The sequence below is a fragment of the Algoriphagus confluentis genome, from assembly GCF_036245625.1.
GTDB lineage: Bacteria > Bacteroidota > Bacteroidia > Cytophagales > Cyclobacteriaceae > Algoriphagus > Algoriphagus confluentis.
This window is the reverse complement of the sequence record NZ_BTPD01000018.1, coordinates 46,222-59,097: the sequence shown is the minus strand read 5'-3', so window position 1 is coordinate 59,097 and position 12,876 is coordinate 46,222. Positions and strand designations below refer to the sequence as shown.

General features: G+C 44.6%; 13 protein-coding genes. 11 read left to right on the top strand and 2 right to left on the bottom strand.

Features of this window, described 5'->3' with window-relative positions; translation table 11 throughout:
* The first annotated feature begins 5 nt into the window (after window positions 1-5).
* The 3 genes from AAA943_RS20195 (at window position 6) to AAA943_RS20185 (ending at window position 5,239) form a co-directional block, all read left to right on the top strand.
* Complete coding sequence (locus AAA943_RS20195; protein ID WP_338220136.1) at window positions 6-386, top strand: response regulator; 381 nt, start codon at window positions 6-8, stop codon at window positions 384-386.
* Between the two features lie 9 nt (window positions 387-395).
* Window positions 396-1,436, top strand: a complete 1,041-nt coding sequence (locus tag AAA943_RS20190) for an adenylate/guanylate cyclase domain-containing protein (RefSeq protein WP_338226184.1) — start codon at window positions 396-398, stop codon at window positions 1,434-1,436.
* A gap of 185 nt (window positions 1,437-1,621) precedes the next feature.
* Window positions 1,622-5,239, top strand: coding sequence for an amidohydrolase family protein (locus AAA943_RS20185; protein ID WP_338226183.1), 3,618 nt, complete (start codon window positions 1,622-1,624; stop codon window positions 5,237-5,239).
* A gap of 54 nt (window positions 5,240-5,293) precedes the next feature.
* On the opposite strand, the gene AAA943_RS20180 is transcribed toward AAA943_RS20185, so the two are convergent.
* The gene (locus tag AAA943_RS20180) at window positions 5,294-5,758 is read right to left on the bottom strand and encodes a TspO/MBR family protein (protein WP_338226182.1); all 465 of its coding nucleotides are present in this window, start codon (window positions 5,756-5,758) and stop codon (window positions 5,294-5,296) included.
* The gene (locus AAA943_RS20175; RefSeq protein WP_338226181.1) at window positions 5,758-6,060 is read right to left on the bottom strand and encodes a DUF4286 family protein; all 303 of its coding nucleotides are present in this window, start codon (window positions 6,058-6,060) and stop codon (window positions 5,758-5,760) included. The genes AAA943_RS20180 and AAA943_RS20175 overlap by 1 nt, the downstream gene beginning before the upstream one ends.
* A gap of 97 nt (window positions 6,061-6,157) precedes the next feature.
* On the opposite strand from AAA943_RS20175, the gene AAA943_RS20170 reads away from it, so the two are divergent.
* The 8 genes from AAA943_RS20170 to AAA943_RS20135 all read left to right on the top strand — a co-directional run bounded on the left by AAA943_RS20170 (window position 6,158) and on the right by AAA943_RS20135 (window position 12,869).
* Window positions 6,158-6,823, top strand: coding sequence for a carotenoid biosynthesis protein (locus tag AAA943_RS20170; RefSeq protein ID WP_338226180.1), 666 nt, complete (start codon window positions 6,158-6,160; stop codon window positions 6,821-6,823).
* A gap of 87 nt (window positions 6,824-6,910) precedes the next feature.
* A complete protein-coding gene (locus tag AAA943_RS20165; protein ID WP_338226179.1) occupies window positions 6,911-7,357 on the top strand; it encodes a sterol desaturase family protein in 447 nt (148 codons plus the stop codon).
* The gene (locus AAA943_RS20160; RefSeq protein WP_338226177.1) at window positions 7,354-8,250 is read left to right on the top strand and encodes a MerR family transcriptional regulator; all 897 of its coding nucleotides are present in this window, start codon (window positions 7,354-7,356) and stop codon (window positions 8,248-8,250) included. Before AAA943_RS20165 ends, AAA943_RS20160 begins: the two co-directional genes overlap by 4 nt.
* A gap of 193 nt (window positions 8,251-8,443) precedes the next feature.
* Window positions 8,444-8,956: an RNA polymerase sigma factor gene (locus AAA943_RS20155; protein WP_338220144.1), complete on the top strand. Its 513-nt coding sequence runs from the start codon at window positions 8,444-8,446 to the stop codon at window positions 8,954-8,956.
* A gap of 4 nt (window positions 8,957-8,960) precedes the next feature.
* Window positions 8,961-10,445, top strand: coding sequence for a phytoene desaturase family protein (locus AAA943_RS20150; protein WP_338226176.1), 1,485 nt, complete (start codon window positions 8,961-8,963; stop codon window positions 10,443-10,445).
* 21 nt (window positions 10,446-10,466) lie between these two features.
* Window positions 10,467-11,309, top strand: coding sequence for a phytoene/squalene synthase family protein (locus tag AAA943_RS20145; protein WP_338226175.1), 843 nt, complete (start codon window positions 10,467-10,469; stop codon window positions 11,307-11,309).
* Window positions 11,309-12,049: a lycopene cyclase domain-containing protein gene (locus AAA943_RS20140; RefSeq protein ID WP_338226174.1), complete on the top strand. Its 741-nt coding sequence runs from the start codon at window positions 11,309-11,311 to the stop codon at window positions 12,047-12,049. Before AAA943_RS20145 ends, AAA943_RS20140 begins: the two co-directional genes overlap by 1 nt.
* Window positions 12,024-12,869, top strand: coding sequence for a 4-hydroxy-3-methylbut-2-enyl diphosphate reductase (locus AAA943_RS20135; protein ID WP_338226173.1), 846 nt, complete (start codon window positions 12,024-12,026; stop codon window positions 12,867-12,869). Before AAA943_RS20140 ends, AAA943_RS20135 begins: the two co-directional genes overlap by 26 nt.
* Window positions 12,870-12,876: the final 7 nt, after the last annotated feature.

Genomic DNA, 12,876 nt, shown 5'->3' with positions numbered 1-12,876 from the left:
ATACCATGAAAATCATGATCGTAGACGATGAGCAGGATGTAGAAATCCTTTTTGTTCAGAAGTTCCGAAAAGAAATCAAGAGTAAACAACTGGAGGTCGAATTCGCATTTTCAGGAGAGGAAGCCCTTGAAAAATTGGGATCTCCCGAATCTCCCAATGTGGTTTATGTTTTTTCCGACATCAATATGCCGGGAATGAGTGGATTAGAACTTTTAGAAAACATCAAAACAAGATTCCCAAAAATTGAGGTAAGCATGATCTCCGCCTATGGGGACAAAGACAACTACAACAAAGCCATCAAATCCGGTGCAAAAGGCTTTTTCACCAAACCGGTGGACTTTGATTCTCTAAAAAAAGAGATCAAAGAAATTCTCAATAAAAACTAAGGCTGAGCCATGGCGAAAATCCTCGTAGTGGATGATGAAGAAGATTTGGAGATTCTTTTCCGACAAAAATACCGACAGAAAATCCGATCCGGTGAGTATGAATTGCTTTTTGCACTCAATGGTCAGCAAGCCCTTGATATCCTGAAAGAGCAGCCCGACGTGGACATGATTCTCAGTGATATCAATATGCCGGTCATGGACGGATTGACTCTGCTCTCCAATACCAAAGAAAAAAACCCCCTGCTCAAAACCATCATTATTTCAGCTTATGGAGATATGGAAAATATCCGCAAAGCGATGAATTTGGGAGCTTTCGACTTTGTGACCAAGCCGGTGGATTTTCAAGACTTGGAGATCACCATGGAAAAAACCTTGGGCTACATCAATCAGCTCAAATCCACCTTGCAGGCACTCCGGGAAAATAACATCCTAAAAATGTATGTGGACGAAACCGTCCTCAACTTTATGGGCGGGAAAGAGATTGAAACTGCTCTGATGGAAAATAATACCATAGAGGCTACAGTTGCATTCATTGATCTGGTGGGTTTCACCAAGATTTCGGAAAATGAAGATCCCAATACGGTAGTCGGGTTGCTCAATGAATTTTTTGATCTGATGGTAAAGGAGATTATCGAGGAGAAAGGAAGTGTGGATAAGTTTATAGGAGATGCTGTGATGGCCGTATTCCAAGGACCTTCCCATCTAGAAAGAGCTGTCCGAGCATGCATTGCTATCCGGGACAAAATGGATGCGATTCCGGAATATTCCGAAGCCTCCCATTTCAAACCCCAAGTATCTATAGGAATCAATTCAGGAGAAATGGTCTCTGGAAATATCGGATCCAAATCCCTCAAAAGACTCGATTACACCGTGGTAGGTGATACTGTCAATGTAGCCTCAAGGCTTCAAAATGCCGCCTCCGGAAGTCAAATTCTGGTCCTGGACCGTTGTGCCCAAACTTTGGGAGATGGATTTAAGGTCAATGAAGTAGGCGAACTCAAGCTGAAGAATAAAAGTATCCCAGTCAAAGTTTTTGAAGTCCTGTCTTAAGTAAGGAAGGTAGTACTTTTCCTTGAGGCAAGAAGTCAAAACTCCGAAAATCAAGTCTTACTCCAGCCCATTCCTTTCAATCAAAAACATATTTCTTGGCATTTCCCCAAAAATCATCCATTGGTAAATTCCTTTTATCAAAATCGAATGGTTTGGATTAGCTTGTATCCCCAAATCCAATCCCTATGAAAAAACTAACCCAACCGGCTGTACTTCTGGCCTTGGGGCTGACCGTCAGTACGGCAGCAATTTTGCCAAAAACCGCTGAATTGTTGTCCCCTCTGGAAGAAAACAAGGCAATTGCTGCTGACAGTACCGCTAAAGACTCGCTGGACTACCCCAAGTTCAAAGACCTTCCCCTAAAACCCGAGCGCGAAGTCAAATTCACCACTCAAGAAGGCACTTGGATGAGCGTGGATGTCAGCCCCGACGGCAAGACGATCGCCTTCGATCTCATGGGGGATATCTACACCATTCCTTTGGAAGGGGGAAAAGCAACCCCAATTACCACAGGGATGGCCTATGAGACCCATCCCAGATATTCTCCTGACGGAAAGAAAATCCTTTTCACCTCTGACCGTGCCGGAAATGACAATCTTTGGTACATCGACCTAGAAAAAAAGGATACCGTCCAGGTCACTAAAGATAAAAACGGCGATGTCCCCGGAGCGCACTGGACTCCGGACGGGAAATATATCGTGGTGGCCAAAGGTCGACGAATCACCAAACTATGGATGTACCATGTTGATGGAGGAGGTGGAATCCAGCTCAATGAGAATCCGGCTTCCATGAAGACCATAGATCCTTTTGTAAGTCCGGACGGAGAAAAAATCTATTTTTCATGGAGAACTGGGGCATGGAATTACAATGCCATGCTTCCCCAATATCAAATCGGAACATACGATTTGGACAAAGGAGATATTACCAGCATCACCTCCAGATATGGTTCAGCTTTCACCCCTACCCTGAGCAAAGACGGCAAATGGATGGTATATGGATCCAGATGGCAGGATAAAACCGGCTTGGTGATCCGAGACCTGAGCACTGGAGATGAAAAATGGCTCGCCTACCCGGTGCAGCGGGACGAGCAGGAATCCATAGCTCCACAGGGAGTGCTTCCAGCCATGGCATTCACTCCCGACAGCAAATTTGTTATCGCTTCCTACGGCGGTAAGCTTTGGAAGCTCCCTGTAGACGGGAGTGCAGCCACTGAGATTCCATTCGAAGCGGATGTAAAACTGGCCATGGGTCCTCGCTTGTACTTCAACTACGCCATCAAAGACACCACTCACAAGCTAGCCACTCAGATCCGCGATGCTGTCCCTTCCCCTGACGGGAAAAAACTGGCATTTACTGCCCTAAACAGACTTTATGTAATGGACTATCCCAATGGTACTCCAAAGCGGATAACCAAAAATGAGTTTGTAGAAGCAATGCCTTCCTGGAGCCCTGATGGTACCCAACTGGTCTTTGTCACTTGGGAAGAAAAGAACGGTGGAAGCATCCACAAGGCAGCCATTTCGGGCAACATGACCACGACAAAGATTTCCTCCGAAGCTGCCTTGTATTCTGGTCCAGTTTGGGGTCCAACTAACCGAATCGTAGTATTCAAGGGTCCCAAGAGAGTCTTGGAGGAGGCCGAAGGACCCGGTGTGGATGGTGCCGAGGCCGAATTGATCTGGATTCCAGCCAACGGTGGACCAGAAAGGAAAATACTGGATGCCGGGAACTATGGAAATGCACACTTTACTCAAGATACCAGCAGAATCTACTTAAACAGTCCGGGAGGCACACTTTTGAGCATCAAATGGGATGGGACAGACCCTCAGGAACATGCCAAAATCACAGGTATCACTCCTTTTGGATCAGCCTTGGATGACCACTCAGATCACGGACACCTCACTCAGGATGTCCGGTATGTAATGGGCAAAGCATTTTCCAACGCAGACGCAGTAAACTACTGCATGCTACCCGAGGGAGTAAGTGCAAGAGAGCCCCAAATGCGTCCTGCAAGTGCCAGTACCATCCTTATGGCACCGGTTGGGGACATGGCTTTGGCCCAGGTAAATAATAATGTCTACGTCATCACTATTCCCAAAGCCGGAAAAACCCCAAGCATCAATGTGGCAGATCCTAGCTCAAGTAATTTCCCTTCCCGGCAGCTGACCGAGATCGGTGGAGAATGGCCTGCCTGGGAATCCAATGGAAAGAAAGTCCACTGGTCCCTTGGAAACGGGCACTGGGTGTATGATTTGGATCGCGCCGAATATGTCGAGGATTCGGTCAAATCTGCGAAAAAATCCAAAACTCTGGCAGATGCAGACAGCCTAGCTTCGCTTAAGGCGAAAGGTGAAGACGCGGTTAAACTTGCTGATTCCTTGGCTAAAGCTGAGAAAAAGAGAATCGATTCGCTATTCAAAGCAGACAAAGCCTTGGCAAAAGCAGATAGCCTTCACAAAGCACAGCTGAAGGAAAAAGAAACCTACAAGCCAAGCGAAAACCAGGTAAAAGTCTATTTTGCGAAGGACACTCCTAAAGGAAGTATCCTCCTGAAAAATGCCCGAATCGTGACCATGAACGGTTCTGAAGTCATTGAAAATGGGGACATCCTGATCGAAAACAACCGAATCAAGGCTGTGGGAAAAACAGGAACCCTGGATGCAGGTTCGGCCAAAGTGGTCGATGTCTCGGGCAAAACAATTACTCCGGGTTTCATCGACACCCATGCCCACATGTGGCCAACTTGGGGCTTACACAAAAACTCCGTTTGGATCTACGCAGCCAACTTGGCCTATGGGGTGACCACTACCCGAGATCCTCAGACGGCCACCACCGACGTGCTCACGTACGGCGATATGGTGGAAGCAGGAATGGTCCCTGGACCACGGGTGTATTCCACAGGACCGGGTGTGGGCTACTGGATGTACAACCTAAAATCTCTCGAGCAGACAAAGAACGTCCTCAAGCAGTATAGCAAGTACTTCAATACCCAATACATCAAGATGTATCTGGTCGGAAATCGACAGCACCGTCAGTGGGTGATCATGGCTGCCAAAGAGCAGCAATTGATGCCTACCACGGAAGGGGGGTTGGATTACAAACTCAACATGACCCAGCTCTTTGATGGATATCCCGGGCATGAGCACTCCATTCCTGTCTTCCCGCTTTACAGCGATGTCACCCGCACTATTGCAGAAAGCAAAATGGCCTACACACCGACCTTATTGGTATCCTATGGCGGACCTTGGGCAGAAAACTATTTCTACACAACCGAAAGTCCACTCCATGATCCAAAGCTGAATCGCTTTACCCCATACAATGAGCTCAATGAAAAGGCAAGAAGAAGAGTAGGCGGTCTCGGTGGCTGGTTTGCTCCAGAGGATCATGTATTCCAAAAGCATGCTCAGGGGGTGAATTCCGTCGTGAAGCAAGGCGGATTGGCCGGTATAGGTTCACACGGTCAGCTTCAGGGACTGGGTTACCATTGGGAGCTTTGGTCAGTCGCCAGTGGTGACATGAGCAATTTGGATGCCCTGAGAGTTGCGACCATTTTGGGAGCCGAATCGCTTGGCTTGGATAAAGAACTCGGAAGTATCGAAGCCGGAAAATTGGCCGACCTGGTGATCATGGATAAAAATCCGCTGGAAAACATCCGGAACACGAATACCATCACCCATGTCGTGAAGGATGGACGAGTTTACGATGGAAATACGCTGGATGAAATCCTGCCAACTCCTCGTAAGCTGGACGTGAGTCCTTGGACTAAAGAGGCACCGAAGGTGACGACTTCGGTAAAGGAATAATTGGCACTTTGAAAAATGCAGGCCAGCTAATTTGATGTTAGCTGGCCTTTTTTTTTAATTCAACCACCAAATGGCAGCATTCAATGCTGTCGCAAAAGACACCCAAAGCAGGTAAGGAACCATCAATCCTGAAGCCCAAGTACTGACTTTTTTGAACTGAATGACACAAATCAAAATCATCACCCAAAGCGGAAGGATCACCACCAAACCCAATATCGGACTTTCAGCTCCAAAAAAAGCCGGAGACCAAAGGGCATTGAGCCCCAGTTGGACAAAATAAAGGGTCAAAAGCTGCTTTTTCTGAGGATGCTCGCTTTTCCAGATCAGATAGCAAGCGATTCCCATCAACACATACAGCGCAGTCCACATCGGTCCAAAAATCCAATTCGGTGGATTCCAACTGGGTCGATTGATGGTCAGGTACCAGTCCCGGACCGATGAAAAGGTAAATAAGGCACCCAAGCCACCTGCTAATTGTGGCAATGCCAAGCTGATAATTAATTTCAGGGCCTTAGACATCAGATCGTCTCCAGTAAGGTACGAAATGCCACTGCCTTGTCTCTATACCTTTCCTGGGTTTTGGCCCGAAGCAGCGCAGCATGCTTTTTTTCGTACTCCATCATCTGCTCCATGCTGTGAGTAAAGTATTGGATACAGTAATTGGTAGAACCATCTTCGGACTCATGGAGTAGACGCAAAAACTTGTGGTCATGGAAAATTCCCGTTTCCAACACTTCAGGGATATGGGTAGACCTCATCCAGGACAAAAAGTCCTCTTCGATGTCCGGGGTTACATTTATCGTGATATTATACAGGATCATATCCGTAAAATTGGGTTTTATTTACATTTGTCGGCAACAAATAAAGCTTCACAAAGTTAGGAATCCCAAACAGATTCCTTTGCCATCCCTGACAAATATGCACAAATACGTTCCCTCGAGAGGAGAAAACAGGATTTCCAGAGAATTGATTGCAAAAATTGTAATTGTTGTATTGCACCTAGTAGGGCTGATTGGGCTGAGTATTCCAGAATATCGATCCATGTTTCAGGCACTCACTCCTGCACAGCTAATTACCACACTGGTTATCATTCTTTTTTTTCATCGAGGCTGGAATGATGCCTTTCCCATCTTTGCAGCTGCAGCGTTTTGGATTGGATTTGGGTCCGAATTGATCGGAATCCACACGGGCTATTTATTTGGAGACTACGTATACGGACCCGTTTTGGGCCCAAAGCTTTGGGATGTTCCTTTGGTGATTGGGGTGAATTGGTTTATTCTCAGCTATCTCACAGGATCCGTATTCCGAAATATTCCCAACGACTATTATGCTGCCTTTTTAGGTGCAAGTGCCATGACTGCACTCGATTACATTCTGGAACCGGTGGCAGTGGCTTTGGACTTTTGGGCTTGGAAGTGGGAGATCATTCCGATCAGTAATTTTGTTGGCTGGTTTATTATCGCATTTCTGATCCACCTGATTTGGAGAAAAGCCAACTTTGAGAAATCCAATCCTATTTCGGCATTTCTGTTAATCACTTGGATTATATTCTTCACCGTATTGAATTTTACACTCGATATTTGATAGAAAGCTGAAAAAGCAAAATCTTTGTTTTAAAAGGCTAAAAATTCTTTTCTTTAACAAAACTCTCTAAATCTGGTTGTTCTGATAATGATAAAAGCAATTGGTTTCGTCGCTTTAGGTTTTGGAGTTATGGAATTATCCGGATGGTTCATTCATAAATACCTGATGCATGGTCCGCTGTGGATGATCCATAAAACTCATCATCAGCCATCCAAGTCTTTCTTTGAGCTGAATGATTTGTTTTCCTTACTGTTTGGGGGGATTGCTGTACTATTAATTGTACTCGGTGCGGAGGAATTGGACTATCGGTTTTGGATGGGTGTCGGCATCAGTGTCTACGGGATTTTATATTTCATCTTGCATGATGTGATGGTCCATCGTAGACTGAAGTGGTTGGAAAGGCCAAAGAAGGGATTTTTGAAGGGAATCTTCAAAGCCCATCAGGCTCATCACAAAACCAATGCGAAGGAAGATGCCGTTTCATTCGGCTTATTTGTTGTACCCAGAGAATTCTTTAAAGAAGAAGAAAAGTGAGCACGTATTCAATAAAAGATCTAGAACAGCTATCCGGAATCAAGGCGCATACCTTGAGAATCTGGGAGCAACGATACAATCTCCTCTCTCCCAAGAGGACGGAGACCAATATTCGTTTTTATGACGATGATGATCTCAAGCTGATCCTCAATGTGGCCTTGCTGAATGACAATGGTTTCAAAATCAGCAAAATCGCCTCTATGGACATGGGAGATATCCGGGAGGAAGTGATGAAGCTTACCGAACGCTCCCTCACTCACGACGATCAAATCCATGCGCTGACCATCTGCATGATCGAAATGGATGAAGAGCGTTTTGAAAAAGTACTCTCCACCAATATCATCAAACTGGGATTTGAGCAGACCATGCTCAATATCATCTATCCTTTCATGTCCAAGATCGGTGTCCTATGGCAAACAGGAGCGATCAATCCTGCACAGGAGCATTTCATATCCAACTTAGTGAGGCAGAAACTGATCGTAGCGATTGATGGACAGGTGAGCAACGGCACAGGGAAAAAATTCCTCCTTTTCCTCCCGGAAGGAGAATTGCACGAAATCTCTCTGCTCTTTGCCAGTTATCTGATCAAATCCAAAGGGCACAAGGTGATTTATCTGGGCCAAAGTACTCCTAATGAAGATCTTCTATCTGTATACAAGGTGCACAGCCCCGAATATCTGCTCACCGTAATTACCACCTCTCCCTCCTCAGAATATGCACAGGATTACATCAATGCCTTGGCAGACCGGTTTTCCCAATCCCAGATTCTGGTCACTGGATATCAGGTGATAGGACAAGACTTGGTTTTCCCTGCCAATGTCAAGCAAATGAATTATATCCGGGACATCAAAGAGCTATTGGAAGAGATCGAGCAAGTTCCCCAAGAAAAGTAAGTGGAACAAAATTAACCAAACCTTAAACAAAGGCACTTTCCAAAAAAGTGCCTTTTTTCATTATATGGGAGCAATTCAGATCAATTTTTGGCCATTCCTCTAATTTTGTTTAATATTTATTAAAAATAATTCCACAAAATGTTTGCTATTTGTTTAATCATTACTAGATTTGATTAAACAAAAACCAAAAGCCATGACGACTCTAGAATTTAGCTACTCCCTCCACAAGCTTTCCAGTTCGTTGAAGCCTTTTGCACTTAAGTTGACCAGAGATGTCGATGATGCAAATGATCTTCTACAGGATACCATGGTGAAAGCTTTCACCAATCGTGAAAAATTCACTGAAGGAACCAACCTTAAGGCATGGCTCTACACCATCATGAAAAACACCTTCATCACTAATTATCAGCGAATGGTGAGAAGAGGTACTTTTGTGGATACCACGGATAATCTCCACTACATTAACTCCAGCAACGTGCAGATCGAAAACGGGGTTTTTGGCAACTTTACCATGGATGACATCTACGAGGCCATTGGCAAATTGGATGATGTATACAAGACTCCATTCATGATGCACTATCGAGGTTTCAAATACCATGAGATTGCCGATAAGTTGCAGATTCCGATTGGAACTGTAAAAAATAGAATCCATATTGCCCGAAAGCTTCTCAAAGAAGATTTAATGGTCTATAAGCACAAAAACTAATTTCATGGCACAAAAGCATGTGGTAGTCATCGGGTCTGGATTTGCAGGCCTGTCAGCCGCTACCCATCTGGCCCATCATACGAGTTGTTCAATCACCCTTTTAGAAAAAAACGATTCCCCCGGTGGGAGAGCTAGAAAGTTCGAACACCAGGGGTTTGTTTTTGATATGGGTCCCAGCTGGTATTGGATGCCCGATGTATTCGAAAATTATTTTTCGCATTTCAATAAAAAGCCTGCAGACTATTACGACCTCATTCGGCTAGACCCCTCCTATGCAGTAATCTATGGAGAAAATGATACGTTGGACATCCCCGCTGATTTGCAGGAATTCAAGTCCATGCTGGAAAAAATCGAGCCTGGAGCAGGCACCAACTTGGACAAATTTCTGGCTCAGGCCAAATACAAATACGAAGTGGGGATTCATGATTTGGTGAAAAAGCCAAGCCGATCTCTTTTGGAATTTGCTTCTCCTGGTCTTTTGGTGGATATGGTAAGGATGGACATCTTTCAGTCCATGTCCAAGCATGTGAGAAAATATTTTTCTCACGACAAAATCATCCGCCTGATGGAGTTCCCGGTATTGTTTCTGGGAGAAACAGCAGAGAACATTCCCGCACTCTACAGCTTAATGAATTATGCAGACATCGCTTTGGGGACTTGGTATCCAAAAAAAGGCATGCATGAGATCATTCGAGGTATGGTGGCCTTGGCTGAAGAAAAAGGAGTAAAAATCAGATATTCAGCCGAGGTCGAAGAAATCGAAATAAAAAATGGCCTTGCCAACAAAATCCGCTTGAAATCCGGTGAAAAAATCGAGGCAGATGTGGTCGTAGCCGGCGCAGATTATCACCATGTAGACAAACACCTAATCAACCCCAAATACAGCAATTACTCCGAAGACTATTGGAATAAGCGAGTCATGGCTCCATCCAGCCTCCTGTTCTATTTGGGTATCGACAAAAAACTCAAAAAACTCAGGCATCACAATCTATTCTTTGACGAACCCCTGGGGCCTCATGCTGATGCGATTTACAAAAATCCAAGGTGGCCGGAAAGACCTCTGTTTTATGCTTCAGTCCCTTCCATTACCGATCCGACCGTAGCTCCTGAAGGAAAGGAAAATCTGTTCCTGTTGATCCCTCTGGCTCCTGATTTGGAAGACTCTGAAGAGATGCGGGAAAAATATTTCACAATTATTTTAGACCGTTTGGAAAAAATAACGGGACAGGATATTCGATCCCATATCCTTTTCAAACGTTCCTATGCACACAGCGATTTCAAGGCAGATTACCATGCGTATAAAGGGAATGCCTATGGATTGGCGAATACGCTCCTTCAAACGGCGATTTTAAAGCCTGGACTGAAAAACAAAAAGGTCCGCAATCTGTATTATACAGGACAGTTGACCGTACCGGGACCGGGGGTGCCACCCTCACTCATCTCGGGTCAGGTAGTGGCAGATGAGGTGATGAAAGAAAACAATTTGTAAACAAAATGGTATATTAAAGCAATGGACGCTATCGAGCTTTTTGATCATACCACGCTGGAGTGCAGCAAGCTGATCACCCAACGTTACAGCACCAGCTTCACGCTGGGGATCAAGACGCTGGACAAAAAATACCACTTACCCATCTACGCCATCTATGGATTCGTGCGCTACGCGGATGAAATTGTAGACACGTTTCACGACAAAGATAAACAAGCCCTGTTGGACCGCTTCAAAAAAGACACCTATGAAGCCATAGAATCCCGGATATCTCTCAACCCTGTCCTCCACGCCTTTCAGCTCATGGTCAACAAATACCAAATCCCTTTGGACTTGATTGAGGCCTTTTTGCACAGCATGGAGATGGATTTGGATTTCAAAACCTACAACGACTCCAAATACCATGAATATATCTATGGATCGGCCGAAGTCGTCGGACTGATGTGTCTGAAAGTTTTTTGTGAAGGAGATGAGCAGATGTACCAAAGACTCAGAGAGCCGGCATGCAAGCTGGGAGCAGCCTTTCAAAAAGTCAACTTCCTCCGGGATATCAAAAGTGACTTTGAAGAGCGGGGCAGAGTATACTTCCCGGGAGTGGATTTTACCCGCTTTGACAAATCGGCCAAGACCTTGATAGAAGAGGATATTCAAAAGGATTTTAATGATTCTCTCATTGGAATTGAAAATCTGCCTTCCGGGGCCAAACTGGGAGTAAGAGTAGCCTATCTCTATTACCAAAAGCTATTTGACAAAATCAAAGGGCTTCCGGCAGAGACAATAACCCAACATCGGGTCAGAATCCCCAATTCCAAAAAGCTTTCCCTATTAGTAGGCACTTATTTTGAAACCAAACTAGGCTTGCTCTGATGGAAAAGTACCTCTATTTCGGTGTGCTGCTATTTGCGATATCCTATCCCTTGGCTCAATCATTTGAGCACAGGATTCGCTATGCGACCAAATGGGGGGCCTTATTTCCTGGAATGGTCCTTACCGCTCTATTCTTTATCGTTTGGGATGTATGGTTTACCCGGATTGGGGTATGGGAATTCAATCCCCGATACATTCTCGGAAGCTACATTTTCAATCTTCCGATTGAGGAATGGTTATTTTTCTTCATCATTCCATTTGCATGCGTATTCATATATGAAGTGCTGATTTACTTCTTTCCCAAAGACTACTTCAAGCCTCTTGGAAAACCTTTTGTATTTGTCCTGATACCGGTTTTATCGCTGTTAGGTATACTCAATTTAGACAAATGGTATACTTCAGTGAATTTTATCATCGGCGCACTCACCCTTCTCATTCACTACCTGATCTTTAAAGATCAGTATTTGGGGAGATTTATTTTTGCCTATCTGGTCCACCTGATTCCTTTGATGCTTTGCAATGGTATATTGACCGGAGGATTGACTGAAGAACCCGTAGTGATTTACAACAATGCAGAAAACTTAGGAATCAGAATTTGGACGGTGCCAATAGAGGATACCATCTATTCCATGACTCTTTTCCTTATGAATATCAGCTTCTTCGAGAAGTTTAGAAGTCAAAAAACAATTGCCAATCTGGAAAGTTTGAAATCCAATGAAGAATCTCCAAGTACATATTGACAATCACTCAGGCTTCTGCTTTGGGGTAGTGTACGCCATAGAAATGGCCGAAGAAATTCTCGATGAGCAAGGCTACCTATATTGTCTGGGAGATATTGTCCACAATGACGAAGAAGTCAATCGCCTGACCAGAAAGGGACTTAAAATCATCGATCATTCGGATTTACATCTTCTTTTCGACGAAAAAGTACTCATCCGGGCTCACGGAGAACCTCCATCTACCTACGAACTGGCCATCAAAAACAACCTGACGCTAATCGATGCAAGCTGTCCGGTGGTCCTCAAGCTTCAAAACCGGATCAAAAATTCATTTGACAAGGACGAGACCATTTACATTTATGGCAAGCATGGCCATGCAGAAGTGATTGGCCTTTTGGGACAAACCAATAACAAGGCAGTGGTATTTCAGGACATTTCAGAGTTGGATATTCCTTCCTTACCCAAAAATCTCACCCTGTACAGTCAGACGACCAAAAGCACGGACAAATTCTATGAAATCAATGAAATTCTTACTAACAATGGGATTTCAGTAAACACGAATGATACCATATGCCGTCAGGTCTCCAATCGGGATAAAGAACTTCGGGATTTCGCGGATAAATTTGACAAAGTAATTTTTGTGAGTGGAACTAAATCTTCCAACGGAAAGGTTCTGTTCAATGTCTGCAAAGAGCGAAACCCAAACACCTATTTTGTATCCAATCCGGATCAAATCGAAAAGGGATGGTTTGAAGATAATGACCGAGTTGGGATTTGCGGAGCTACTTCCACACCCATGTGGTTGATGGAAGAAGTCAAGAACCGCATCCTGACTTTCTGATTAAAAA

Excerpts from the sequence above, each read along its gene's own strand:
- AAA943_RS20165 (WP_338226179.1), top strand. The coding sequence starts at position 6,911 with ATGATAAAAGCAATTGGTTTCGTCGCTTTAGGTTTTGGAGTTATGGAA.
- AAA943_RS20180 (WP_338226182.1), bottom strand. The coding sequence starts at position 5,758 with ATGTCTAAGGCCCTGAAATTAATTATCAGCTTGGCATTGCCACAATTA.
- AAA943_RS20140 (WP_338226174.1), top strand. The coding sequence starts at position 11,309 with ATGGAAAAGTACCTCTATTTCGGTGTGCTGCTATTTGCGATATCCTAT.
- AAA943_RS20185 (WP_338226183.1), top strand. The coding sequence starts at position 1,622 with ATGAAAAAACTAACCCAACCGGCTGTACTTCTGGCCTTGGGGCTGACC.
- AAA943_RS20150 (WP_338226176.1), top strand. The coding sequence starts at position 8,961 with ATGGCACAAAAGCATGTGGTAGTCATCGGGTCTGGATTTGCAGGCCTG.
- AAA943_RS20155 (WP_338220144.1), top strand. The coding sequence starts at position 8,444 with ATGACGACTCTAGAATTTAGCTACTCCCTCCACAAGCTTTCCAGTTCG.
- AAA943_RS20195 (WP_338220136.1), top strand. The coding sequence starts at position 6 with ATGAAAATCATGATCGTAGACGATGAGCAGGATGTAGAAATCCTTTTT.
- AAA943_RS20170 (WP_338226180.1), top strand. The coding sequence starts at position 6,158 with ATGCACAAATACGTTCCCTCGAGAGGAGAAAACAGGATTTCCAGAGAA.
- AAA943_RS20135 (WP_338226173.1), top strand. The coding sequence starts at position 12,024 with ATGAAGAATCTCCAAGTACATATTGACAATCACTCAGGCTTCTGCTTT.
- AAA943_RS20190 (WP_338226184.1), top strand. The coding sequence starts at position 396 with ATGGCGAAAATCCTCGTAGTGGATGATGAAGAAGATTTGGAGATTCTT.
- AAA943_RS20145 (WP_338226175.1), top strand. The coding sequence starts at position 10,467 with ATGGACGCTATCGAGCTTTTTGATCATACCACGCTGGAGTGCAGCAAG.
- AAA943_RS20175 (WP_338226181.1), bottom strand. The coding sequence starts at position 6,060 with ATGATCCTGTATAATATCACGATAAATGTAACCCCGGACATCGAAGAG.